This is a genomic window from Phycicoccus duodecadis (assembly GCF_002846495.1).
Classification (GTDB): domain Bacteria; phylum Actinomycetota; class Actinomycetes; order Actinomycetales; family Dermatophilaceae; genus Phycicoccus; species Phycicoccus duodecadis.
The window spans coordinates 1,592,600-1,617,063 of sequence record NZ_PJNE01000001.1 but is presented as its reverse complement, the minus strand read 5'-3'; the positions used below and the strand labels follow the sequence as shown (position 1 = coordinate 1,617,063).

26 protein-coding genes and 1 tRNA gene are annotated in these 24,464 nt (G+C 67.5%); 21 read left to right on the top strand and 6 right to left on the bottom strand.

Annotation, left to right across the window (positions count from 1 at the left end; translation table 11 throughout):
- The first annotated feature begins 1 nt into the window (after position 1).
- From ATL31_RS07480 to ATL31_RS07465, 3 genes are all read left to right on the top strand, one after another.
- Entirely contained in the window at positions 2-2,065 is a 2,064-nt protein-coding gene (locus ATL31_RS07480; RefSeq protein WP_143598352.1) for a type IV secretion system protein, read from the top strand.
- A 572-nt stretch (positions 2,066-2,637) separates the two neighbouring features.
- Positions 2,638-3,714 carry a C40 family peptidase gene (locus ATL31_RS07470; protein ID WP_101395217.1) on the top strand — a complete coding sequence of 359 codons (1,077 nt, stop codon included), beginning with the start codon at positions 2,638-2,640 and terminating at the stop codon, positions 3,712-3,714.
- A gap of 140 nt (positions 3,715-3,854) precedes the next feature.
- Entirely contained in the window at positions 3,855-4,307 is a 453-nt protein-coding gene (locus tag ATL31_RS07465) for an HD domain-containing protein (protein WP_211283983.1), read from the top strand.
- Here the strand turns inward: ATL31_RS07465 and ATL31_RS07460 are convergent.
- Positions 4,299-4,769 carry an NUDIX hydrolase gene (locus tag ATL31_RS07460; protein ID WP_101395216.1) on the bottom strand — a complete coding sequence of 157 codons (471 nt, stop codon included), beginning with the start codon at positions 4,767-4,769 and terminating at the stop codon, positions 4,299-4,301. The genes ATL31_RS07465 and ATL31_RS07460 overlap by 9 nt on opposite strands.
- A 673-nt stretch (positions 4,770-5,442) precedes the next feature.
- Between ATL31_RS07460 and ATL31_RS07455 the strand changes: the two genes are divergently transcribed.
- The 8 genes from ATL31_RS07455 to ATL31_RS07425 all read left to right on the top strand — a co-directional run bounded on the left by ATL31_RS07455 (position 5,443) and on the right by ATL31_RS07425 (position 12,825).
- Positions 5,443-6,570 carry a hypothetical protein gene (locus tag ATL31_RS07455; RefSeq protein ID WP_101395215.1) on the top strand — a complete coding sequence of 376 codons (1,128 nt, stop codon included), beginning with the start codon at positions 5,443-5,445 and terminating at the stop codon, positions 6,568-6,570.
- Between the two features lie 76 nt (positions 6,571-6,646).
- The gene (locus ATL31_RS07450; RefSeq protein ID WP_211283982.1) at positions 6,647-7,585 is read left to right on the top strand and encodes an HAD family hydrolase; all 939 of its coding nucleotides are present in this window, start codon (positions 6,647-6,649) and stop codon (positions 7,583-7,585) included.
- Positions 7,582-8,232, top strand: a complete 651-nt coding sequence (locus ATL31_RS07445) for a hypothetical protein (protein ID WP_211283981.1) — start codon at positions 7,582-7,584, stop codon at positions 8,230-8,232. Before ATL31_RS07450 ends, ATL31_RS07445 begins: the two co-directional genes overlap by 4 nt.
- Positions 8,233-8,585: 353 nt before the next feature.
- A complete protein-coding gene (locus ATL31_RS07440) occupies positions 8,586-10,448 on the top strand; it encodes a DUF262 domain-containing protein (RefSeq protein ID WP_101395213.1) in 1,863 nt (620 codons plus the stop codon).
- Positions 10,449-10,459: 11 nt separating this feature from the next.
- On the top strand, positions 10,460-10,900 hold the full coding sequence (locus ATL31_RS07435) for a GIY-YIG nuclease family protein (protein WP_211283980.1): 441 nt from the start codon (positions 10,460-10,462) through the stop codon (positions 10,898-10,900).
- Between the two features lie 208 nt (positions 10,901-11,108).
- The gene (locus ATL31_RS17080; RefSeq protein WP_281256260.1) at positions 11,109-11,231 is read left to right on the top strand and encodes a hypothetical protein; all 123 of its coding nucleotides are present in this window, start codon (positions 11,109-11,111) and stop codon (positions 11,229-11,231) included.
- Between the two features lie 82 nt (positions 11,232-11,313).
- The gene (locus ATL31_RS07430; protein ID WP_101395212.1) at positions 11,314-11,535 is read left to right on the top strand and encodes a hypothetical protein; all 222 of its coding nucleotides are present in this window, start codon (positions 11,314-11,316) and stop codon (positions 11,533-11,535) included.
- 63 nt (positions 11,536-11,598) lie between these two features.
- A complete protein-coding gene (locus tag ATL31_RS07425; RefSeq protein ID WP_101395211.1) occupies positions 11,599-12,825 on the top strand; it encodes an IS256 family transposase in 1,227 nt (408 codons plus the stop codon).
- A 343-nt stretch (positions 12,826-13,168) separates the two neighbouring features.
- Here the strand turns inward: ATL31_RS07425 and ATL31_RS07420 are convergent, their stop codons facing one another.
- A complete protein-coding gene (locus tag ATL31_RS07420; RefSeq protein WP_101395210.1) occupies positions 13,169-13,912 on the bottom strand; it encodes an XRE family transcriptional regulator in 744 nt (247 codons plus the stop codon).
- 144 nt (positions 13,913-14,056) lie between these two features.
- Here ATL31_RS07420 and ATL31_RS07415 point away from each other — a divergent pair, with 144 nt between their 5' ends.
- The 8 genes from ATL31_RS07415 (at position 14,057) to ATL31_RS07385 (ending at position 19,799) form a co-directional block, all read left to right on the top strand.
- On the top strand, positions 14,057-14,485 hold the full coding sequence (locus ATL31_RS07415; protein ID WP_101395209.1) for a plasmid replication, integration and excision activator: 429 nt from the start codon (positions 14,057-14,059) through the stop codon (positions 14,483-14,485).
- A 1-nt stretch (position 14,486) separates the two neighbouring features.
- Positions 14,487-14,735, top strand: coding sequence for a hypothetical protein (locus tag ATL31_RS07410; protein WP_101395208.1), 249 nt, complete (start codon positions 14,487-14,489; stop codon positions 14,733-14,735).
- Positions 14,736-14,828: 93 nt separating this feature from the next.
- Positions 14,829-15,080 (top strand): hypothetical protein, encoded by a 252-nt coding sequence (locus ATL31_RS16425; protein WP_158239804.1) that lies wholly within the window; start codon positions 14,829-14,831, stop codon positions 15,078-15,080.
- Positions 15,077-16,528, top strand: a complete 1,452-nt coding sequence (locus ATL31_RS07405) for an FtsK/SpoIIIE domain-containing protein (RefSeq protein ID WP_158239803.1) — start codon at positions 15,077-15,079, stop codon at positions 16,526-16,528. Before ATL31_RS16425 ends, ATL31_RS07405 begins: the two co-directional genes overlap by 4 nt.
- The gene (locus ATL31_RS07400) at positions 16,525-16,923 is read left to right on the top strand and encodes a WhiB family transcriptional regulator (RefSeq protein WP_101395206.1); all 399 of its coding nucleotides are present in this window, start codon (positions 16,525-16,527) and stop codon (positions 16,921-16,923) included. The genes ATL31_RS07405 and ATL31_RS07400 overlap by 4 nt, the downstream gene beginning before the upstream one ends.
- Positions 16,898-18,427: a replication initiator gene (locus ATL31_RS07395; RefSeq protein ID WP_101395205.1), complete on the top strand. Its 1,530-nt coding sequence runs from the start codon at positions 16,898-16,900 to the stop codon at positions 18,425-18,427. Before ATL31_RS07400 ends, ATL31_RS07395 begins: the two co-directional genes overlap by 26 nt.
- Entirely contained in the window at positions 18,424-18,627 is a 204-nt protein-coding gene (locus ATL31_RS07390) for a helix-turn-helix domain-containing protein (protein ID WP_101395204.1), read from the top strand. Before ATL31_RS07395 ends, ATL31_RS07390 begins: the two co-directional genes overlap by 4 nt.
- The gene (locus tag ATL31_RS07385) at positions 18,624-19,799 is read left to right on the top strand and encodes a site-specific integrase (protein ID WP_245862043.1); all 1,176 of its coding nucleotides are present in this window, start codon (positions 18,624-18,626) and stop codon (positions 19,797-19,799) included. The genes ATL31_RS07390 and ATL31_RS07385 overlap by 4 nt, the downstream gene beginning before the upstream one ends.
- A gap of 82 nt (positions 19,800-19,881) precedes the next feature.
- Here the strand turns inward: ATL31_RS07385 and ATL31_RS07380 are convergent.
- From ATL31_RS07380 to ATL31_RS07365, 4 genes are all read right to left on the bottom strand, one after another.
- Positions 19,882-19,956, bottom strand: a tRNA-Lys gene (locus ATL31_RS07380).
- A 155-nt stretch (positions 19,957-20,111) separates the two neighbouring features.
- A complete protein-coding gene (locus ATL31_RS07375) occupies positions 20,112-20,405 on the bottom strand; it encodes a DUF4193 family protein (protein WP_055816891.1) in 294 nt (97 codons plus the stop codon).
- Positions 20,406-20,683: 278 nt separating this feature from the next.
- Positions 20,684-21,802: a serine/threonine-protein kinase gene (locus ATL31_RS07370; RefSeq protein WP_245862040.1), complete on the bottom strand. Its 1,119-nt coding sequence runs from the start codon at positions 21,800-21,802 to the stop codon at positions 20,684-20,686.
- 109 nt (positions 21,803-21,911) lie between these two features.
- The gene (locus ATL31_RS07365) at positions 21,912-23,057 is read right to left on the bottom strand and encodes a YihY/virulence factor BrkB family protein (protein ID WP_211283978.1); all 1,146 of its coding nucleotides are present in this window, start codon (positions 23,055-23,057) and stop codon (positions 21,912-21,914) included.
- Between the two features lie 128 nt (positions 23,058-23,185).
- Between ATL31_RS07365 and ATL31_RS07360 the strand changes: the two genes are divergently transcribed.
- Entirely contained in the window at positions 23,186-23,830 is a 645-nt protein-coding gene (locus ATL31_RS07360; protein WP_101395203.1) for a hypothetical protein, read from the top strand.
- 294 nt (positions 23,831-24,124) lie between these two features.
- A complete protein-coding gene (locus ATL31_RS07355; protein WP_101395202.1) occupies positions 24,125-24,349 on the top strand; it encodes a hypothetical protein in 225 nt (74 codons plus the stop codon).
- Positions 24,350-24,464: the final 115 nt, after the last annotated feature.

The window sequence follows — 24,464 nt, the reverse complement described above, 5'->3', positions numbered from 1 at the left end:
CATGAGGTCGCGCATCAGAGCCCTGGTGCTTCTCGTGACCGCCGCGGGTCTCGGAGTGGCCACTGTTGTTGCTGCTCCGAGCGGAGTTGCGGCGCCGCAGGGTGGGGTATCGATCGTCCGGTCCCTTCCCGGCATCCCGGGTGTTCCCGACTGCAAGGACGCGCCGATCCCGGAGCGGCCGGGAATGGGCCTGCCGGGTGCGTTGGACCCGGCGCCGAAGCCGTTGCCGGCGGTGGCCGACCCGTTCGCCCAGAACGCTGGGACGAGCGTCTATGAGCAGTACGGCTACGCCGGCCTCACCTGGCACACCTACGACCTGGGGTGCGGGGGATCAGTTCGCGACCCCGCGGCCGCGACGGACACCATGATCGGCAACGTCCTCCTGTCGTGTGCGGTGTGGCTGACCGCGGCCACGAACGGTCTGCACAACAAGGTGGCGGACCCGGCCTCGTACATGGGCCCGCTCGACGACGTCGTCGAGACGGTGACCTCCCGACTGCACGACTCGATCTGGAGCCCCTGGGGCACCGTTGCCGTCTTGGGCGTCGGCGCGCTGCTGCTGTTCCAGGCGATGCGGGCCCACTTTCCGGCCGTCGTCGCGGGTGCAGCCTGGGCTGCGCTGGTCCTCGCCGTCGTGGCAGCGATCACGCAGTACCCCTCGCGCGCCAGTGGCTTCTTCGACGACACCATCACCTCGACCATCGGGTCGATGCAGGCCCGTACGGCCGGGGTCGATGCGTCGACCACGCCCGGCGAGTCCAGTGCCCGAGCGCAAGGCGCGCTCACGGTCGACCGCGTCCTCTACGACGCATGGCTGCGCGGGCAGCTCGGATCCTCCGACTCGTTCGCAGCCGACCGCTGGGGATCGGCCCTGTTCCAGGCCAGCGCGGTCAGCTGGTCGGAGGCGGAATCGGCTTCCACCCCGGAAGCGATAAACCAGCTCAACGAGGAGAAGGCCGAGCAGTGGAAGGAGACGGCCGACGAGATCGCCGAGCAAGACCCCGCCACCTACGCCATCCTGCAGGGCAAGGCCGGCGGGCGGATGGGCACCGGACTGATGGCACTGTTCGGCGCCGTGTTCGTCGACCTGTTCCGGCTCGTCGCCGACGTCTTCCTTCTGGCGGGTCTGGTCATGCTCCGGCTCCTTGTCATGTTCCTACCGGCGGCGGCAGTCATCGGGGTATTCGCTCCGCTGTCAGGTGTGGTCAAGCAGATGGCCAACATGGGTGGGGCTGCCGTCGTCAACGTCGTCGCCTTCTCGGCAGGATCAGTCGTCTACACAGCGGCGATCTCGGCGGTGTTGAGCACGGCGGACGACATCGGCATGGGGGTCATGGTGCTCGTCCTATGCCTAGTCATCACGCTGGCGGCGTTCGTGCTGATGGCACCCCTGCTCTCGTTCACCCGCATTCTCGGGCACTCGGGTAGACGGATGCGGCGCCGTCACCTCGGCCGCCAGCTCACGCGCTACGTGGTGACCCGTCAAGGAGTCAACGACGGCACGAAGAAGGCCATCGAGGACACCCAGGCCGAGGCTCCCGAAGCCACAGTTCCGACGGAGGGCGGGGGTCAGCGGGCTGCTGAGGCTTCGCCTCGAGCCGAGACGTTCGCCCGGGCGCAGGTGGTCTGGGACGTGACGAGCGACAGAGGTCTGAGTCGCACGTCAGTATCGCCCCAGTCACGCGTCGACCGGAGAGTGCCGATGACGCGGGCCGCCCTCCCGGTCTCGTCGGACGTCAGGCCTGACGCAAGCCGCTCTGGGCAACGATATGAGGGTTCCAGCGAGTGGCGCAGTTCCGCACCGACGGTTGCATCCAAGGACGGTCGCGAGCCTTGCACGATGCCTCCCCTGCTTGACGTTCCCCGCAGTAGCCACAGCGTGCTGACAGGGCAGATCCTGACCGAGTCCCTGGATCGCGGTGGTCACCGTTCGACCGGACCGGCACACGACGGCAACTCGGAGCTCACGGATGACGGCCTGGCCTACTTCGTCTACGACCCTCGTACCGGCGCCATGCTGCATCGCGGGGTCGAGTCGGACGACCAGGCCGGTGATGCGTCATGACCGGCAGTCGTGAGGCCGGGTGGTGGCGATGGCCTCTGTGGTCCTGGCGCAATTTGACCGCCACGCTGTTGGGCGCCGCGATGCTCGTTACCGGGCTGGGCCGCATCTCAGGAGGATCGGAGGTTGTGGACTCACAGGCGGGACTGCACGAGGTAACAGTCACGGTGTCCGGTGCTCCCTCGCCCTCGCGGTCGCCGATGGCGACGTCCACATCATCGACGTCAAGTGGCACCCCCGGGGTCCGCGAGTCGCCCGAGGCTGTTGCAACCGATTTCGTGCGCATGTGGGCCAGACCCGATGCCGACGTTGAGGCGTGGCGGGCAAGCTGCCAGGCCATGTCGACAGCTCGCTTCGCGTCGGTCTTGGATGCCGCTTCCTCCGCGGCGGTGCCCGCATCTCGCGTCGTCGGGGACACCGAGGTTCTCGAGCGCAGCGAGGCCAGCTCGCTAGTCCGGGTGCCGACAGACGGTGGGGCGGTGCTGGTCCGGCTGGAGCGGACGTCGGCGGGGTGGCGGGTCGATGGCATCGAACCCGAAGAGCTGGACATGAGGCTGGCGGGGAGGAGCTGAGTCATGGACCCTGTGACGGCACTCGCGGCCGCTGAACTGAAGATACGTCTCTGGCGTGCCCTCCGCCGAGTGCTCGTGGTCGTCCTGCCCGTCCTGCTCATCGGTGCTCTGTCGATAGGGGTCTTCACGTCAACGCTGTTCGCGGGCGACTCAAGCGGGCATCAGGAGAACGCCTCGTTCGGCTGCGGTGTCGTGGCGCGCCCAGCGCCTGTCGATATCGGTTCGTTGGATGCCGAGCAGCTGGCCAACGCTCAGACGATCGTTGCGGTTGGTCGGGCGCTCGGCGTGGCGTCGAAGGGGTGGGTCATCGCCTTGAGCGCGGCGCTGCAGGAGTCGACGCTCCGCAACCTGCCCTACGGCGACCGCGACTCCATCGGGCTGTTCCAGCAGCGCGACGCCTGGGGAAGTCGGGCAGAGCGACTCGACCCGGCGACCTCGTCCGAGATGTTCTTCACCGGCGGGCGAGGAGGGCAGCCGGGTCTGCTATCCATTCCGGACTATCTCAACCTGTCCGTGACTCGGGCCGCCCAAGCGGTGCAGGTGAGTGCGTTCCCCGATGCCTACGCCAAGTGGGAAGGTCTCGCTCGTCAGCTGGCGGGGAGCCCCAGCGTCTCCGGCGCTGAGTGCGCGGCCGCCGTTGGCGCCGGCGAGGGCTCGAAGGTGGTTGAGGTCGCCCTGACCCAGTTGGGCATTCCGTACTCGTGGGGCGGCGGCACGTTGAACGGTCCAGGGATGGGGTTCGGCAAGGGGGCGTCCACGGTTGGGTTCGACTGCTCGAGCTTTACGCGGTACGTCTGGTTCCAAGCCACGGGAGTCACGCTGCCTCGCGTGGCCAGCGACCAGGCCGCGGCGGTGACTCGGGTGCCGCTCAGCCAGCTCCGGGCCGGAGACCTCCTGTTCTTCCACGACCCTCGTGATCGGCCAGGCTTCTTCCACCACGTCGGCCTCTACGACGGGGAAGGCAACATCATCCACGCGCCCACGACCGGCCGAACCGTCGAGGTGAAGCCCATCGACCTGACTGTGGCTCGCCCCTGGGGCGACTCAGTCGTGGCTGGCCGCCCGGCTCCCGCGTCGTGAGCGATGAGCACAGGCCTACGGCGGCGTGAGTGACGATCCGGCACGTACCGTTGAGCCTCGTGAGGACAGAAGACGCTAAGCGGCTCGCTGAGGGGTGCCTGGCGAGGTCTCACCCCGACCGGTGGCGCCATGTTCAGGGGGTGGCCGCGCGAGCCATCGCGGTCTCACCGTCGGGAGTGGATGACGACCCGGTGGTGAGCGCGGCCTGGCTGCACGACGTTGGCTACGCACCGATGGCACGCGATTCGGGTCTGCACGCCCTCGACGGGGCGACGTACCTCGCCGGTCTTGGAGCTGACGCCGTGGTGGTGTCGCTTGTCGCCTTCCACACTGGGGCTGAGTACGAGGCGGAAGAGCGAGGCCTGGCGCGTGAGCTGGCAGCCATTCCCCGGCCCGAGCAGGGGCTGTTGGATGCATTGATCCTGGCCGACCTGACCGTCTCGCCGACAGGTGAGTTGGTGGCCGTGAGCGCGCGATTGGACGAGATCGTGGCTCGGTACCCCGGTGGTGACCCAGTGCATCGCGCGGTGCTCAGGTCGCGGGCGTACCTCGAGGCCTGCTGCGAACGCGCACAGAGCGTGCTGTCAGCCTAGGTACGGCGTGCTGCGCTTCTCGAGAGCGTGTTCGATCCGCATCCGCATCGACGGGTGCATGTCCAGGGCGCCGATCTCCTGAGGGCGCACCCACACAACCTCACTGCTCTCACTGCTGGTTTGAGCCTCGCCGCCGACGAGTCGGGCGCGAAACGCGATCGAGAATTGCTGACGCACCTCGCCGTCCTCGTACGCCATGACATGGCGGGGATTCGTGTAGGTCCCGGTGATGCTCTCCACCTCGACGTCGTAGCCAGTCTCTTCCTTGACCTCGCGAACGACGGTGTCGACGATCGACTCCCCGATCTCATGACCACCACCGGGCAGCGCCCACAAGTTGTTATCCGTCTTGTGAATCAGCAAGACTCGACCAACGTCGTCACGCACGATGGCCACCACAGAGGGCACGACGCTGTTGGCGTCAGGTGCTCCCGGGTCGTCGACGTAGTCGATTCTCCCCATGCGGCGACCTTAGCGCGCCATGTCCGCGAGCCTCGATGCTGGCGCGGATGGCTGGCTGCCGAGGCTCGCCCAGAGCGGATGATTGTGCCTCGGCGTGCAGGGGCCTTACGCCGAATCGCAGTCGAAGGGCTCCTGCCGTCACTTCAGGCTGACACACTGGGGCAGAGTCACTACGAGGTGGGGGTGGGCGGTGCATCTTCTCTACGTTGTCGAGTTCGATGTCGAGCAGGCAACGGCGGGGCGGTCGGCGTACGAGTCCCTCCTTGGGCACGTCGCTCGATGGTTGAGCCGTGGATCGACCGCCACGGTCAGCGAAGCGGAGCTTGCGTCTTCAGGTGCAGCTGTTCTGCCCCCGGCCGGTTCTGGGTCACCCTCAGACATCGAGCGCTCCGCCTCGTGGGAGGTCCTGGGTGTGCAGGCCGATCGCGCGCTTCGGGTCTCTGTGCAGCACCCTTTGGACTCAGGGGTTGAGCTGACCACCAGAATCACGGTCTGTGAACAGGCAAATAGAGCTGCGCTCCGCGTAGGGATGAGCCGCGAATACCCATCGGGGGCACTGAGTCCAGTCCGCGCCACGCCAGTGTTCCAGCCAGGCATCGTTCGGGACGTAGCAGAGGACGGTGGCCTAGTACTCAGCATCGCTGGGCAGCGCATCGAGCCGCGGTTTGCCACAGTGCGTGACCTCGAGGAGGTCAACGATCTGGTCTTGACCCTCCGGTCACCAGGGAGGCTGCCCGTGCTTCTGGTCCATATGCGCAGTCTCGCCTCAAGGGATGCGGCCTACATCGCGTCCCGCAAGCTCATCGGCCTCACCCATGTAGTGACGCTCAACCACGCTTCGAGGGAGGCGCTCACGCGCGCGGTTCCGGGACTGGTCGTGCCGTTCGGGGGCGCTCGACTCGTCTGGTCGGAACTGGACGTCCCTGGGCCGTCGGTTCCTTCTACCCAGATCGAGAGTTCTGACCGAGAGGTGCTGCGTGACGCACTTATGCCGCGACTAGCGCCTGTCTCGGCCTTGGCTCGCGGCATCGACAATGGTTGGCGACAGGCGCGGAAGGCAGCGCAAGGCTCGGCCCGAAGGGACGCGGACGAGCGCCTTCGCCTTGCCCAAGAGGCAGCAGACATTGCTGGTCAACGCGACGCCCTGGAGATGAAGGTCGACCTGCTCGAGGCCGAAGTCGAGCAAACCAACGCTCTGGCCGAGGCTTTCGCCACCGAAGTCACTGAACTGCAGGATCGGTCTCGCTCCGTTGAGGACCTTCAGCTGCAGCTGGACTACTGGAAGGGGCAATATCTGGGGCAGTACGAGGGCGAGAGCGAGACCGAGGGCGAAGTCGACCTCTGGGAGAAGATCCCAGACCTCGTCGCAGGAGGCGACCCAACGGACACCTTCCTCGCTCTCACCGACGCCAGCGAGTCGCGGATTGTTTTCACGGAGGCCGCCGAACGTTCTTGGAAGAAGATCTCCTACCCCCACCCTGATGACATGACGGAGGCGCTCACCTCACTTGCACAGGCAGCACATGAGCTCTACGGGGGTGAACCAGTCAAAATGGGCTACGTGGATGAGTGGTTCAAGACGGCATTCGGCCTCAACGTCTCCACCGCCGACGACACCATCGAGAAGTCGAAGGCGTTGCGCTACTTCGACTACGAAGGTCAGCGCCGAGACCAGACCCCCCACGTAAAGGTGGCTGACGCCGTGAAGCCAAACGAGGTCGGGCGAATCCACTTCGCCTTCGACAAGGCCGGCGGCCGCCTCATCGTCAACCACGTCGCGCTGAAGCTGTACGGCCTGTAGCCGCCCCCAGAGCCGTACCACCTAGGGTCATCCTCTTGTGCGACGGGGAACGTTGGCCCCCGGGTCGCATCTGGGTATGGGAGACGCCGCCGGCCACCTGATGTCGGTCCCACCCTCTACGGTGAACAACATGGACGCACGTCGGTTGCTCATCACCGACCTCGACAACACACTGTGGGACTGGTTCGAGGCGTGGTACCAGTCGTTCACGGCACTCGTTGACGGTCTTGTCGCAATCAGCGGTATCGACCGCTCGCTCCTCGAAGAGCAGATCAAAGCGGTGCATCAGGGTCGCGGCACCACCGAGTACTCCAATCTCGTGCGTGAGGTCCCGGCGCTGGTCGAGTTCGCCTCTGGGCGCGATCCGTTCGATGTGTTCGATGCCGCGCTTCACGCCCAGAACTCGCGTCGGAAGGCCGCCACTTCTCTCTATCCAGGAGTCGACGAGACACTTCGCGCGCTCAAGCGGGCCGGCGTCAGGATCGTGGCCTACACCGAGTCCGGGGCGTACTGGAGCGAGTGGCGGATTCGGCACACTGGCCTGGACGGGGTCATCGACACGCTCTACTCGTCACCTGACCACGACATCGCCGCGGGCGTCGACATCGCTGGTCTCAGAACCGGGCGGTATCAAGGGGGGTACGGTCTGCAGAAGACGGAGCACCTGCACGTCGATCTCGGCGTCCTCAAGCCCAATCGTGAGGTCTTGAACACCATCCTTCATGGCCAGCGGTGCAGTCCCGTTGACGCGGCCTACTTGGGCGACAGTCTTATGAAGGACATCGCTATGGCGCAGGGTGCTGGAGTGCTTGATATCCACGCAGCTTACGGGCAGGTACAGAATCGTCCGGAGTACGACCTCTTGAGAAGGCTCACGCATTGGAGCGACGCAGACGTGGCGGCTGAAGCAGCCCTGGCGAGGTCGAACGGCGTCGTCGTACCGACGCTGGTGTTGCGTGATGGCATCTCCGAGGTCCTCCCCGTTTTCGGTTGGCCTCTGGTCGGCAGTCGATGAGTGCCTCGGAGCCCAGGGTTGACGGGGGCGGAACACCTCCGCCAGACAAGGGAGACGCCACAACGGAACCGGCAACTAGCCTCACCCTCGACCAGCAAGTGGGCTACTACGTCGACATGTGGAAGCAGAGCGTCGATGTACAGATGCACTTCAACGACATCGAATGGCGAATCCGTGGCCTAGCCCTGACCGTTGCCACCTTCGCAATCGGAGCGGCTGGTGTTGCCGCGAAGGACGGCACGCGAGTGGGGTGGTTCTCCCTCGGTGCCCTCGTCATCATGATCGGACTCCTCCTCTGGTACGCGTTCTATTTTGTCGATCGAGTCTGGTATCACCCTCTTCTCAAGGCGTCCGTCGCCCACGGAACGGAGATCGAGAACGAGATCAAGAAGGCGCTCCCCCGCGCCGGCATGACCGCCGCCATCACCGCAGGCAGCGAGTACGAGACGGCCGGTTTCGTGAGATTGATCAGCCGTCGGAAGGAGATGCACTCAGATGACAAGCTCACCTGGTTCTACTCAATCGGCGGCCTCGCTCTCGCGCTGGCCGCGATCGCGCTTCAGATCGGGGTGCTTACCGGAAGCCACTCGGACATTGATCCAATGCCGGCAAAGCCAACCCCTTCCGCGACAGCCAGTGGCTCATAGTGGGAGCCTGCTCTGGAGGCGCAACCCCGGACGGGTGGCGGCCTCATCTGCCGAGCGCCGAGGGGCGAGGATGCCGTCGACGAAACGGTCAACGGGTGCGGCGATACCTTTGAAGGCCGGTGGCTCTTGAACGCAGCCAGCCCACCGGGAGCGAAAGAACTCGAGGAGGCGTTCACCTCGATCCGCTCAGACTCGCCGAGTGAGCTCAGGCTCCCACTCGGCCCTGGGCGTCCTCGAACTGAATTTCAACCGAGTGAGACGTGTGAGATGTTCACCCCAGTCCCGCAGTTGAGCGACTAGGGGCGGCACGCGGGCATCTAGTCTGCATTCGGAGACGAACCCGAAGGGAACCCATGAAGGCGGACGCGCTCAACCCGCGTGAACTGTTCGGTACGACCGTGCACTACGAGATCCCGGCGTTCCAACGGCCATACGTCTGGACGCTTGAGGACCAGTGGCAACCGCTGTGGCAGGACATTCGTCGAGTGGCCGAGAAGGTCATCGGCGCGGGAGGGGACGAGGCCGCTTTGGAGGCGGTCGGCGGTCACTTCCTCGGTGCCGTGGTGTTCAAACTGAAGTCCGCGACTGCGGGTGACGTCACGAGGCAGTCCGTGATCGATGGCCAACAGCGCAGCACAACGCTGCAGATCATGCTCGACGCCGTTCACGAGGCGATACTGAGCCGGGGGCACGAGGTCGAGGCCGAAGCGATCGAGGAGCTGATCCTCAACCAAGCCAAGCGCTTCGCTGGACGGCCGGAGCGGTTCAAGTTGTGGCCGTCACGATCTGACCGAGCCGCCTTCGAGCTCGCCATGGACAACACCGGTTCGCATACCGGTGACCACCTGATCGTGGAAGCCCACGAGTACTTCCGGACCGAGGTCGATGAATGGCTCGCCGGCGTCGTCGAGGAGGGCGAGGAAGCGGCCGGCGACGAGAAGGACCGCGTTGTAGCCCTGGCCGACGTCGTTCAGTCTCGGCTTTACGTAGTCGCGATCAACCTGACCGGCCACGACGACGACCAGGTCATCTTCGAGACCCTCAACGACCGCGGCACCCCGCTGCTCAAGGCAGACCTCATCAAGAACTGGATCTTCCAGGTGGGCGAGAGGGTCCACGCCGACGTCGACTCCTGGCCAGAGAAGTACTGGGCCGATTTTGACGACACCTGGTGGCGGGACGAGATCACTCAAGGCCGTCACCTGCGGTCCCGTATCGACATCTTCTTGCAGTACTGGCTCACCATGCGCCGCCGTGACGACGTACTGACCGATGAGGTGTTTCGCGAGTTCGTCGCCTACGCCAAGCCGCTGATGACGACCGCGGGGGACGCCGAGGGGCTCCTCGCCGAGCTGCGGCGAGACGCGAACACGTTCCGCGGCTTCGCCCAACTCTCCCGTGACACGGTCCAAGGCAGGTTCTACGGCCGAGTGGTCGAGTCACTGGAGCTGGCATCCACGACCCCGCTTCTTCTGTGGATGCTCTCGGAGAATCACAAGGTCCCCGACGACCAGATCGCTGTTGCACTGGGGGCCCTGGAGAGTTGGGTTATCCGCCGCACCCTGCTACGCAGCACGATGAAGGACGTCAACAAGATGATGGTCGCTATTCTGGCGGCCCTCGACCCAGTCTCAGTCGAAGAGGTCGGCGCTACGGTCAGGGACTACCTTGCCAACCAAACCTCGGACGCCCGAACGTGGCCCAGCGACGACGACATGATCACAGGTCTTCCCGGCATCAAGCTGTACGGGAATGTGCGCCAAGCACGGCTCCGGGTCGTCCTTGAGGCCCTCGAGCTGCAGATGCGGACCCATCGCCACGAGGCAGTCACGGTCCCCCCGAAGCTCTCGGTCGAGCACGTCATGCCACAGGGATGGCGGAGCCACTGGGATCCCGAGCCCAAACTCTCGCCCGAAGAGGCCGCGGACCGTGACAGGCTTGTCAACACCCTTGGCAACCTCACGCTCGTCACCTCGGACCTCAACGGCACCCTGTCGCACCGTCCGTGGACCGACTCCGATACGGCCCCGCTGAAGACGACCGGCGAGAACAAGGGCCTCGGGAAGCGTTCCCTCCTCAACAAGTACAGCGTCCTGCTCCTAAGCCGCGACATTGTTGATAATCACGTCGATGCCTGGTCCGAGGACGACATCGCGCTGCGCTCGGTGAAACTCGCCGAGGTGCTGTGCGAGGTCTGGCCGCGGCCGACCTCGTGACTCTGCCGAAGATGACCGACGACTTGGCCGACTGGTCTGCGTGGGCCCCGCTCATCGAGTCGGTGGCTGGCGCGCCAACGGTTCCAGGTGTGTACATGGCTCGTGAGAAGCACAGCGGTCAGGTCGTCTACGTGGGAATGGCCGGTGAGCGCAGCGGCCGCGGGCTACGCGGTCGTTTGCGCGTCTACCTGTCCGGCAAGGCAGCTGTTTCCGGCCTTGGCGAGGCAGCCATGGACCGTGCTCTGGCCGATGCAAACTGGTTGGACCAAAGGCTCGCGGAGGTACGAGCCGGGAGCCCCGCTCGAACCCGGGCCTGGGCATCGCGCGCGCTGACCCGCGCTGACCTTGAAATCCGCTGGGCAACCTGCACGGACAAGGCGGCAGCGGCGGCTTTGGAGCGCCAGACCATCTCGACGCTCGCTGGTACTGGGCTTTGGAACCGGGCGCAGTAGCTAGCAGCAGTCGGTTGGGGCCGAGCGCATCGCGCGCCGCGGTGACTGACCACCGCTGATGACGGAACACACGGATGTGGGACTGTCGCACGCAATGGTGGCCGCCACCACCATGAGCACGCCTGCCCAGCTTCATCGTTCACCAGACGCCCCCCAGGCGGCTTGGATAAGATTGATCTAACCCAAATCAATCTTTTAGGAGCCGAGCATGGCACGTACACCTGGTGCAAAGAACAAGACACCCCGGGAACTTCGCGCGGAGGCCAAGCGGCTGAACGAGAAGGCCAGCCTTCTCGAGAAGATCCAGAAGCTCAAGAGCGAAAAGAAGTAGCCGGGCATGCGGCGGACATTCAGGTGCTCGGAGGTCCGAGTAGCGGACTGGCAAGCACATTCGACGGCGGGGAGCTAAGCACATGGGAAGGAGGAACATCCCCGACGAGGGATGGACCGAGGAGGGGGCGCTATGGCTCAACAGCCTCTCGGTGGAGGACATGGTGGATCTCAAGTGGCTTCAGGAGCACGGAGTCGAAGACGACGAGGACCAGCAGAAGCTCGACACGTTCCGTGAGAGCTACGAGCAGACAGCGCCCCGTGGAGTGGTGGGGTTTGGGGTGACGGCGCGGCGTCCTGAGTGAAGGGGGCCACCGGCGAGATTCTCGATGTGTACCGCCAAGCACGCATCGAAGGAGACCTCACCGATGGCCTTGTCCCAGTCTGCCGTGTCCGAGCTGTTCGAGGTGTTCCGCACCGGCGAGGGCACCGATTTCATCCGTGAATGCGTCCGGGTGGCGATGCAGGAGCTGATCGAGACCGAGGCGGCGGCCGCGGTCGGCGCCGGCCGCTACGAACGGTCCGAGTCCCGCACCACCGAACGCAACGGGTCCCGGCCGCGGCTGTTGACCACCCATGCCGGGGACGTCCAGCTGGCGATCCCCAAGCTGCGCGCGGGCTCGTTCTTCCCGAGCATCCTGGAGCCACGCCGGCGGATCGACCAGGCGTTGTACGCGGTGGTCATGGAGGCCTACGTCCACGGCGTCTCGACCCGCTCCGTGGACGACCTGGTGGTCGCTCTCGGTGGGTCGGGGATCTCCAAGAGCGAGGTGTCCCGCATCTGTGCCGGGCTGGATGAGACGGTCCGGGCGTTCCGCACCCGCCGCCTGGACCATGTCGAGTTCCCCTATGTGTACCTCGACGCGACGTACCTGCACGTGCGCACCGAGCAGGCCATGGTCACCTCCAAGGCCGTCGTCGTGGCCACCGGCGTCACCAGCGAGGGCCGGCGGGAGATCCTGGGCCTGGACGTCGGCGACAGCGAGGACGAGGTCTTCTGGCGCGGTTTCCTGACCTCGCTGAAGAAGCGCGGCCTGACCGGGGTCAAGCTCGTGATCTCCGACCAGCACGCCGGCCTGACCGCGGCCATCTCCCGTGCCCTGCAGGGCAGCTCGCATCAGCGGTGCCGGGTCCACTTCATCCGCAACGTCCTGGCCCACGTGGCCAAGGGCGAGTCCGAGATGGTCGCCGCGGTCTTCCGCACGATCTTCGCCCAACCCAGCCTCGCACCGATGAGCAAGCAGTGGGACAAGGTCCGCGACGAGCTCGCCGCCCGCTACCCCAAGATCGGCCCCTTGATGGACGACGCCAAAGCCGAGGTCCTCGCCTTCGCCGCGTTCCCCCGCGAGCACTGGCGCAAGATCTGGTCCACCAACCCCCTGGAGCGGCTGAACAAGGAGATCAAACGCCGCTCCCGCGTCGTGGGCATCTTCCCCAACGAAGCCGCCGTCATCCGCCTCATCGGAGCCGTCCTGGCCGACACCCACGACGAATGGGCCACCGACGAACGCCGCTACCTCTCCGAAGAATCCATGGCCAAGATCGGCGCAAAGGACGACACTGGAACCGTCGCCCTCACCGAAGGCGACCGGTAGGCATCGACGACCTCAAAGCCCACCACTCCACGGGACTCTTACTACGAGCAGGCAACTGGCGAGACCTGGGACTGACTCGCCTTCAGCCCGTTCACCCAAGCGCGCCGCACCGAACGTCACCGCAACCACTCCGAGGGGCCGCGGATGAAGCGCGGAGACTACCTCCCTACAGAGAGGACCGAGCGGGGCAGCGGTTGGCCGGCCAGATCCAGGCGCATGGAGGCGAGGCCTTCGTGGTTCTCTACGACTCCTGACCCAATTGGTCACTGCCAGGGAAACGTCCGGATTTGCCGCAGTCCGATAGCGAAGATCGGCGGCACCGTTGGGCGCCGCAGCGCGACCATCAGCGTGGCGCCTCGGACGCCTCCGACCAGACGCGTTCGAAGGACTTGACGTGATGGTCGAAGAGCCGACCACCCACGAGTCGGCGCATGTGCACAACCGGCGAGTGATTCGCGGGCGCGCCTAAGAGGTGGTGGTTTGCCAAGAGGTCGTTGTCGAAGCGGAACATCGAGCAGTAGAGCGTCGTCGAGTGAGCTCGCACCGAGACTTCCGGCTCAGCGAGGATTGGATCGAGGTACTTCCAAGTCAGTCGGCACCGTTCTGCGAGTGACTCGCCAATGCCCTCTTCGATGCCACGAATGCGGACGGCTTCGCAGTTGGGGTCGCCGAAGGCCAGGCGTACTCGAACTCCAGAGCGAGCCTTGGCGACAAGTAGTTCGTCGACGTCCGGCATCGTGTCGTGCAAGAAGCTGGCAGCGAACGCCAAGACATCGATGGATTCGGAGGCGTTGTCAAATAGGCTGTGCCACAACGAAGTAGGGATTGACCCCCGAGTCGGATATACGGTGACCACCTCAGCGCGGCTCGCTGCTGAGGCCTGCGAGTCGCTCACTGCGTCCGGCCACAAGTAGTCCTCGTCCTGCGCCAACACCGCGGCGACTCGCTGCCGGTTCGAACGATGCGGGATGCGCCCGTTCGCGATCCAGCGATCAACGGTCTTGGCGTCGACCTGGAGGCGCTCGCCGAGCTCGGCCGTCGTTATCGACGCAGACGCGAGAGCGCTCCTGAGCCTGTCGTTGGTCATGACCCCTCCCCCGGACGTTTCGGACGTCTCCTCGAATGTAGGACGTCCCGAGACGTCCCGCGAGGCGGTACCGGCGTGCTGTGGATAACGGTCTGCTGGTCGTAGCCGATTCGGCTATCCAGATTCCTAAGAGGGGAAACGACCATGGCCATCGCACGACGCTTCAAGATCTCGCACCACGAGGTGTTCCCTCATGGTGCGTTCATCGTCTCGCCCGTAACGGCGGTGCTGGACTTCGACCAGTCAACACGTGACGCCAAGGTGCAGCAGGTCGACAAGGAAACGGGTGAGCTCATCTGGTCCGTCGACGTGCTCGATGCCGATCCGGAGGCGCCCAAGAAGTCCAAGACCGTGAGCATCAAGTTCCTCGCCAAGGTGCAGCCGGTGCCGCCGGCGAACGACAGCACCTCGCCGTTCACGCCCGTGGAGTTCTCCGGCCTTACAGCCCTGGCGTACATCGATGACAACGGCAACCGTCCCCGGATCGCGTGGTCGTTCCGCGCGGACTCCATGCACGCACCTGGCAAGGCCGCCCCGAAGGCGACGGCGTCCGGCGAGGGTCGGGCGGCGTGACGTGCGTGCCATCGACACTGTCGCCTGGACGGAGACTCTCGGCGTCGGCCGCAAGGAGCTTCCTTGGGCACTGAAGGCCAAGGCGCGTCAGGTCGCCGATCTGTACGAGGACGTCAACCGCATCCGGGCGACGCTCGCACATGGGCCGGACGAGGAGCTCGTGATGATGCTCACCGCTGCCACGCGCTCGTTGGCTGCAGCCGGCACCCGGATCGCCGAGACCCTCGGCGACGTCAATAGGACGGCTTGACATGCGACGCCATGCTGCCAACTCGGCCTCAGACGACGAGGTGCTTCGGCTCATGGGGCCCGTGTGCGCGGCGCCCAAGCGGGAGCGTTCCTGATGCGCACCGGGAGCCTGCTGGAGTGGGCGCAGCTCCTGGGCGTCGGGCCCGACGACCTCCCTGCCCAGACCCGAGCCCTAGTGCGGGGTGTCGACATCCTCGACGAGGCCATCGTCGCTCTCCGCGCGATGCTGCACACCTGCCCCGACCGCGAGCTGGACCGGGCCGTCATGCAGCTCGAGCGTCAGGTCGCAGAGGTGGCGGGTCTGCTCCGAGAGGTGCACCAGGACGTCGTGCGGGAGCTGTCATGAGAACGCGCAGTGACGACATCTACGTCGCACCCGACGACCCGTTGTCGATCGTCCTCGAGGCCGTTGTACGCGCGACGTGGCTCCTCCTGCGCCTCGTCGCCGCAGTCGTGAAGGCAGCGGCTCGCAACGTCGGCACTGCGACCATTTTGGTGGTTGTCGCGGCGACCGTATGGCTGCTCAACCTCTACGCTGCCGGCGGTCTGGTGGTCATAGTCGCCGCAGCACTCACGACATGGCGGTTTGCGCACCGCGCGTCGTTCACGCGGCAGGCTGCGCCACGGCTCATCCTGCTCTGGCGTGCCCCGTTGTACCGGGTGCGCTGGCGACACGTCGCGACTCGCTGTGGGCTCGTAATCCAGCCGCACGGAATGGCGGCCCTTGACCGGTCGAAGAAGCAGCTCGTCCCCCACATCTTGCGCGTCGTCGTCGACCGCTCCGGCCGCGACCGGCTGCTCCTGCGCCTACCGGTTGGGATGACACCGGATGACGTTGCCGCCCACTCAGATGCGGTCGGGCACGCCTTCGGCGTCGACGGCACGCAGGTCGTCACGGCGCGACCGGGTCGGGCCTGGCTCGAGCTGCGCCGATGCGACCCGCTCCGCCACGCGATCCGCCCCGAACCCGCCAAGGACGTGGCGCTGGCCGGCATTCCCGTGGGTTTGGGTGACGACGGCCGAATCTGGCGCTTTCGAGTGCAGGCGACCCACGCGCTTATCGCCGGGGCGACCGGCGCAGGAAAGGGCTCGGTGCTGTGGAGCCTGGTACACGGGCTCGCGCCGGCGATTAGCGACGGCTGGGTGCAGGTGTGGGCTCTCGACCCCAAGGGCGGGATGGAGCTCGGACTCGGCCGCGGCGCCTTCGCCAGATTCGAAGGCGGGTCACCGGAGGCGATGTGTGACCTGCTGGAGGAGGCGGTCGACCTCAAGACCCGGCGAAGCCTTAACCTCGCCACTCACGGCAAGCGCGTCCACCAACCCTCTGCCGAGAGCCCGCACCTGGTCATCGTCATCGACGAGCTGGCGACGCTCAGCGCCTTCGCCGAGCGCACAGTCGTGCGTCGCATCGAACACGCATTGGGCCTGCTGCTCACTCAGGGTCGGGCCGTCGGCATCACCGTCATCGCCGCCGTGCAGGACCCTGGCAAGGACGTCGTGAGTTGGCGTGACCTGTTCCCCACGCGCATTGCTATGCGCCTCGACAACCCGATCCAGGTCGACATGGTCCTCGGCGACGGTGCCCGGGAGCGAGGCGCTCGCGCCGACCACATCTCCGAGCTGACTCCGGGCGTGGCCTACGTGCGCATCGAGGGCAGCCGCGACGTGCGCAGGGTCCGCTCCGCGTACCTCACGGACGAGGACGTACTGGCCCTCTCCACGTCCCTGAGCGCCTCAAAGGACCAGAACGAGAGAGAGCAACAGATCAGAGATAGGGAGGGGGAGGCGGCATGAACAACGTCGCCATTCAGGCACACAGGGTCGCGTTTCGATCGTTCGGCATCCCGCTTGCGCACGTGCGCGCAACAGCGGCCGCGGTCAGAGAACTCGACGGACTCCGCTGGCGTCTGCGCGGCCGGTGCTCCAACGACGAGAGCGGCGCCTGGTTCATGGACCCCCGAACGCCGGCGGCTCGGTCGGCCCGTTCGGTCTGCGCCTCGTGCCCGGTTCGAGCGCGCTGCCTGTCCGCCGCGTTGCTGTACGGCGAGGAGTACGGCATCTGGGGCGGTCTCGACACCGAGCAGCGTGCTGCTCTCGATGGCCGTCTGCAACGAGGGGAGACGCTGCGTGCGGTGGTGACGTCCGCGTTCGCCCAGCGAGTGGATGGGGATCTCGATGAGGCCGTCTGACGTCCCGCTCGATGCCGTGCAGGAGTACGCGGTCAAGGAGCGAGTCTGTATCCGCCCTCTCCTGCGTCGGGTGATCGACCGGGAGACAGGCGAGGCAGCGCTCGTCGCCCTGCCCTGCCAGTCGACGCGCGAGTCCCGATGTCCCTCATGCGCCGCGCGAGCGCGGACCCTGCGCATGCATCAGTGCATCGCTGGGTGGCACCTCGAGGACGAACCCGACATTCCTGTCCGCCCCAAGGAACCACCCCGTGAGTCCGAGGCCGTCGATGACGCGGCGACGACACGTCAGGGTCGAACGACCCGTCGACGTAATGATGCTGCGGATCTGCCTCGACGGCCTCAGGAAGACCGCACCATTGGCCAGGTATTCCACGCTGGTGACGGCAAGACGTACCGACCATCCATGTTCATCACGCTCACACTGCCTGGCTACGGACGGATCGCGCCTGGCACCGGTACGCCGCAGAACTGGAGCGACTACGACTACCGACGGGCAGCTCTAGACGCACTGCACTTCCCCCGGCTCCTGGACCGGTGGTTCCAGAACCTCCGGCGTTGCGCCGGCTTTAAGGTGCAGTACTTCGGGGCGGTGGAGGGGCAGCGTCGGCTAGCGCCCCATTTCCATGTCGCGGTCCGCGGCGCGATCCCCCGGGCCGTGATCACGCAGGTGACGCGCGCTACCTACCATCAGGTTTGGTGGCCCCAGATGAGCAGCCCGGTATACGGGGACGTACTCCCTGTGTGGGACGGCCTCGACTATCTGGACCCGCACACCGGCGACCCGCTCCAGACTTGGGCCGACGCGCTGACAGAGCTGGCGGAGGACGAAGATGCGCAGCCTGCGCACGTGATGCGGTTCGGCCGCCAGCTCGACGTGCAGGGGTTGCTTGCCGGCACTCCCGACGCCGATCGGTCGGTCCGCTACCTCACCAAGTACCTCACCAAGGCCGTCGGCGAGACCTATGTCGATCAGTCCCGGGACTCGAGCTACGAAGCGCACATCGACCGACTCCATGACGAGGTGCGCTGGCTTCCGTGCTCTCCGGACTGCGCGAACTGGCTCCGCTTCGGCGTCCAGCCCAGGAAGGCCGGCCCCGGACTGGTGCCGGGTCGATGCCTCAGCAAGGCACATGACCGGGAGCACCTCGGGGTTGGCGGGCGTCGCGTTTTGGTCTCGCGCGGCTGGTCCGGAAAGACACTCGCCGATCACAGGGCAGACCGGGCCGCGGTGGTCCGCGAGGCACTGGAGGCTGCGGGGATCGAGGTCGAGTCGGCTCGTCGCATGGCGGCTGAGGTCGAAACGCCGGACGGCACAGGGCGGTTCGTGTGGGCCGCGGTCGTGAGCTCTGGGGGGACGTCGGCGACCGTTCTGATGGAGACGGTTCTCGAGCGGCGCCGTTGGCGGGAGCAGTACGAGTACGTCAAGGCGCTTGCGGGCGCAGATCCACCTGTGGACAACCATTCGGCAACGGCGGCTACGAGCATGAGGAGGCGAGCAGGATGACCGACTGGGCACTGGCAGAGGATCGCCTGTGGAGTGTCGAGGACGCCAGCTACTTCCTCGGTGTCCCGGTGCAGACCCTTTACTCGTGGCGTGGACAGGGCGTCGGCCCTCCGGGGCGCCGGGTCGGCCGTCGGCTCCGGTACCGCCCGGAGGACGTTAAGGCCTGGGTGGCTGGGCTTTCGACCGACGTCGCGTCATGAGGCGCCTGGGGCTGGGGGAGTACGGCGACGTCACCTACTCCAAGGAGGGCCGCAGCGTCGTCGCGATGCTCTACTACCGGGACTACTCCGGCAGGCGACGTCGGATTCGGCGGAACGCGCCGACGCGAGCTACTGCCCGGCGGGAGGTTATGACGGCTCTCCAACTCGCATTGACCGTCGGGGACGAGCCCGGGTTCACGGCCTCGTCGTCCCTCGCCAAGGCGGCCGATGCGTGGCTGGAGGTTCTCGAGGAGCGAGTCGAACGGGGCACGCGTAGCGCCACGACGCTCGACCTCTACCGGCACGCCGTCCAGAAGCACATCCGCCCCGGGATCGGTGAATTGCGCCTCGGTGAGCTGACTGTTCCCAGGGTCGACCGCTTCCTTCAACGCGTACTCCGGACCAAGGGCTACTCGACCGCGAAGCTTTGCCGGACCGTACTGTCCGGCATCTCTCGGTGGCTCGTGCGGCAAGGGGGCCTTCCGTTCAACCCGGTGCGCGACACAGCGCCCCTCGAGCTCGACCGAGATCGGACGGCTCGAGCCATGACGCCGGCCCAGATCCGAGAATGGCTCGACATCCTCGACGCTGACGAGTTCGCTCGCCGCCACGACCTACCTGAGCTGGCCCGCTTCATCCTCGCCACGGGCCTCCGCCTCGGCGAGGCGCTTGGAGTGAGGTGGAGCGACATTGACCCCGATCGAGGGTCTCTGCGCGTGCAGCGCACCATCGTCCGCGTCAAGGGAAAGGGTCTCGTCGCGTCGCGGCCCAAGACGCGCTCCTCGCAGAGAGTGCTCGTGCTGCCGGGGTGGTGCCTCACGATGCTCCAGGCCCGCCGGGCCCGGCTCGGCGTAGTAGGAGGCCCGGTCTTCGCCGATTCGCTCGGTGGCTACCGCGACCGCAACAACGTGGGAGCCGCATTCCGGCGAGTTCGCACCGGCACGGGCTTTGAGTGGGTCACGCCGCACACATTCCGGAAGACAGTCGCGACGCTACTCGACAGCAAGGGAGCCAGCGCCCGGATGATCGCCGACCAGCTAGGCCACTCGAGGGTCTCGATGACCCAGGACGTCTACATGGGTAGGCGCGCGGTGTCGGCCGAGCTCGCCGAGGCGCTCGAGTCCCTGGATGACCATCAGCGGCCGCAACCCCGTCGTCGGGACGGGCAATGAGCGACACGTGTCCTGTCATGTGTCCTGCCGCCCCGTGTTGGGTCGGCATTCTAACGACCAGCACGTCGCTGACGTGCAGTGATGGTGGGCCCCGTGGGGCTCGAACCCACAACCTACGGATTAAAAGTCCGCAGCTCTACCATTGAGCTAGAGGCCCGCTGCGCCGACCGATACCGACCGAACGCGCGACCGACAGTAGCGCGCTGACCCTGTGGCGACGCATCCGCCGCCTCATCCGACGACAACGGGCGGGGTGCCGGTCTGGAGGAGGGGCCGGCACCCCGCCCGTGGGCGGAAGGTGTTGAGGGTGTGTCAGGCAGCGCAGTCGCGGCAGAGGTGCGTGCCGGGCTTGGACTCCTGCGAGCGGTGCACCAGGAGGAAGCACCCGATGCAGGAGAACTCGTCGGCCTGCTGGGGGATGACGTGGACCTCGAGCGAGAGGTCGGAGAGGTCGGCACCCGGCAGCGTCAGGCCGTCGGTCGCCTCGGTGTCCTCCTCGAGGAGGTCGGTGGTCGTGCGGGAGCGGGCGGCATCGAGCTCGACGAGGGTGTCGTTCTTCTCGTCCTCGCCCTCGCGTACCCGGGGAGCGTCGTAGTCAGTGGCCATCGTCGTGCACCTTCCGTCGTGATGAGGGTCCGTCGTCGATCCCGGGGGTGTTGAGTATGCCCAGGTCAGCGGGGTCCGTCAAAGGTTTGTCTCATCTTTTGTGCATTCGTGGGGCCGTGGGCCGCGGCCGGACTGCGTCAGGTCCCGTGCTCCAGTTGTGAGGGTCAACGCCCGGACGCGTCCAGTTGTGCCCGATCGGGCTGGGGGAACGCTGTGAGCTGCCTCGGAGATTCCCGGGCCGCAGGGCGCCGTGCCCGACGACGTCGCCCGGATGCTCGTCACCGCAGGGCCGCCAGCACCAGGGCGGTGGCCAGCACGGTGAGGACGCCGGTCGCCGGGATCCATGCCCAGTGCACCCGGGTGCTTCGCGGGCCGCGCACGCGGCGCACGATCGGCGTCGCCGCGGCAGGCCGGTGGGCACCGGCCGGCCGGTGCGGCACGGGGGTGTGCACCGGCCCGGGCCCGAACATCGTGCCCGCGGGACCTCCGGGCGCCTCGGCGGCCTCTACAGCGATGGCCTCCGCCTCGGCGGCGGCACCCAGGACCTCCACCGCGGGGACGGCATCCCCGCTGACGGCGACATCGTCGAGGGACCCCAGCCGCTCCCCGAGCTCGCGGGCGCTGGCCGGCCGCGCACTGGGGGCCTTGGCCAGGCACTGCTCGACGAGCAGCCGCAGCGCCGGGGGCACGTGGGCCGGCAGCGGCGGGGGCGGGTCGTTCACCTGGGCGAGGGCGGTGGCCACGGGCGTCAGCTTCTCGAAAGGCCTTCGCCCGGTGAGCAGCTCGTGGGCCACGATGCCGAGGGCGTAGAGGTCGGAGGCGCCGGTCGCGGCCTCGCCCATCGCCTGCTCGGGAGAGAGATAGTGCGGGGTGCCCAGCACCTCACCCGTGCGCGTGTGCCCGGAGCCGTCGAGGGCTCGGGCGATGCCGAAGTCAGTGAGCTTCACCGTGCCGTCGGGGCTCACCAGGATGTTGCCGGGCTTGACGTCACGGTGCACGACCCCGGCCTCGTGCGCGGCGCCGAGAGCGAGGGCGGCCTGCGCCATCACCGACCGGACGAACTCGGGCGACTGGGCGCCTTCACGCTGCACGGTGGTCGACAACGGCTCACCCGGCACGAGCTCCATCACCAGGTACGCGAGCGAGTCCTCCTCGCCGTAGTCGTAGATCTGCGCGATGTTCGGGTGGCGCAGCCCGGCGGTGAAGAGGGCCTCGTCGCGGAAGCGGCGCGCGAAGACGGGCTCCCCGTCGGTGAGGGGGCGCAGCACCTTGACGGCGACCGTGCGGTCGAGGGTGCCGTCGTGGGCGGCCCAGACGTCACCCATCCCCCCGGACGCGATCCGGGTGTCGAGCAGGTAGCGACCGCCCAGACAGTAGTCCTGCTGGAGCCGGTTCACCGGCGTCGTCCTGTGCTCACGTCGACCAGGGTAGTGCGGCGACAGGCGCCATCACGCCGGTGCTGACCTGCAATGTTGAGGGTTTGTGAAATGCATTCGGGGGTAGGGCTCAGGCCCGCGTACGCGCACGTGCCCCCTGGGACGGGAGGGGCTCGAGGTGGACGGGCCGCCCGGCCTCCGGCGTCTGCTCCTCGCGCGGCCCGCCGCCGGCCGACGCCAGGCGTAGCTCGCGGCCGGCGGCCACGCGCTCCTCGAGCTTCTCCTTGGCCTTCACCGACCCGCTGGTGTCGCGCGGCGGCAGCTGCAGGGAGCGCTCCGCCGGGATGCCGGCCTCGAGCTCGCGCACCCGTTCGAGCTCGGCGTCGACCTCGGCCCCGAGCAGCAGCGCGATGTTCGTGATCCACAGCCACAGCAGGAAGACGATGACGCCGCCGAGGGAGCCGTAGGTGGCGTCGTACTTGCCGAAGTTCGCGACGTAGAAGCCGAACCCGACCGACGCCAGCACCCACACCAGGATGGCCAGCACCGCGCCGGGCGAGACCCAGCGGAAGCTCGGCTGCCGCACGTTGGGCGTGAAGTAGTAGAGCAGCGCGACCATCACCATGACCACCAGCAGGATGACCGGCCACTTGGCGATGTCCCAGACGGAGGCCGCCTGGTCGCCGAGACCGATCACGCCCCCGATCGCGCGGGTGACCGGCCCGGTGACGACCAGCCCCACGAGCACGAGACCGCCGAGCAGCACGAGGCCCAGGGTGACGCCGAGGTTGAGCGGGCGCAGCTTCCAGATCGGGCGCCCCTCGTCGACCCCGTACACGCGGTTCAGGGCCCGGCCGAACGCCCCGACGTAGCCGGACGCCGACGACAGGGCCGTGAGCAGGCCGATGACGAAGGTGAAGCCAGCCGCCTGGCTCTTGACCATGTCCGCGATGGGCCCCCGCAGGGTGTCGGCGACGTCGCCCTGGCCGAGCTGCCCGAGCAGCCCGAGCATGGTGTCGACGGTGCTCTGCCCCTGGCCGACGAGCCCGAGCAGCGAGACCAGCGCCAGCAGCCCGGGGGCGACCGAGAGCACCGAGTAGTAGGTGAGCGCGGCGGCCAGGTCGGTGCACTGGTCGCGCTGGAACTCGGCGACGCTCGAGCGCAGCACGACGCGCCACCCCCGCTGGGTCACGTCGGTGGGGGAGTCGGCCTTCACGTCGGCGTCGGGGGCGGGTGCGTGAGCGGCCTTGGCTGCGGCCGAACCCTCGTCGGGCATCGGTCCTCCTGGGCTGAGCGGACGGCGTGGGTGCGCCTCGGGTCCGGTCCAACCTAGCCGCCGGTGGCACGACGTCGCAGGTGACGGGTCCGCAAGCCCCGGGCAGGGCCACCTGTCAGACTGGCTCGATGACCAGCGACGGAGGCCGCCCGCTCCCGCGGCGACCGCTCCAGTTCGGCCCCGAGAACCTCGAGGCCCATGGCGGCCTGCTGCCGGGGCCGGCCGAGGTGACCGAGGTCGCGCACGAGACGGCCGCCATCCTCGTCGGCACCGGCCGGGCGGCCCGCGACCCCGAGGTCACCTCTCGCCTCGTGGGCCTGGTCGACGACCTCGGGCTGCCCACGGTGGCCGACCTGTGGGCGGCGCGCCCGGCCCGGTCCCTCCCCGGTGCGCTGTGGCGCCTCTACGCGCTGCGCGAGTGGGTCCGCCGCAGCCCCGAGGAGGCCAGCCGCGAGTACGCCGCCGGCATCCGCTTCACCGACGTGGCGCACGCCGTGGCCGGCATCGCCGAGCCGCCGCGCCCCGAGGAGCTGCAGCGGGTGGCCGACCAGATCCTGGCCGGCGTCTTCGACGGCGACCTCGCCGTGGCGCTCGAGCGGGCCGCGGCCTTCTGCGCCGTCATCGCCGCCGGCCGCGCCGAGCTCGCCCACGACCAGGACGCCCTCGACCCCGCCGGCGCCAGCGGCCTGACCCGCAGCGGGGCCGCGCTGCTCACCACCGGCGAGGACCTGCGCAAGAGCGCCGCCCTCTGGCGGGCCGGCGACCTCGACTGACCCCGGCTGGTCGGCCCTTCGTCCCGCTGGTGGACCCGCGGCCCTCCGGATGCCGCCCTCCCGGGTTCGACGGGCGGAACACATCCGCCGGGGTGGGGCGTTAGGGTCTGTCGTGGGTGCAGGACCGCGGCAGCCCCGGGTCCCAACATCAGCCGCTACGAGCGGCCTCGCACCGAGAGGTGCTCCCGGTCCTGCACCCACACCCCTCCTCCGTTCGGCGCCGCGACCCGGCCGATGCGACATTGCCCTGTGGACAACGAGCGGGGGTGGTCGGGTCGGACCTACCGTATGAGGATGCAGGGTGACCCTTCCTTGACCGACGACGATCTCCAGGGCGAGATCGACCTCGTCGGTGCCCTCGTGCTGGCCGCGGCCGACGCCGACGGGCCGATGAGCCAGTCGACCATCGACGAGGTGCTGGGCGTCGACGGCCTCGAGCAGCCCGGCGGGGCGGAGGCGGCCGAGCCCCCGGCCGAGGGCGTCGTGGCCGATCCCGGCCCCGACGACGCCCCGCGCTAGGCGCGTCGCCCCACCCCACCGTCCACACCGGCACCCAGGATCCGCGGACCCTGTTCGTGAGCGGCCCGCGCTGGCTCTAGCCTGTAGCCAGCACTGGGCCGACCATCCGGAGACC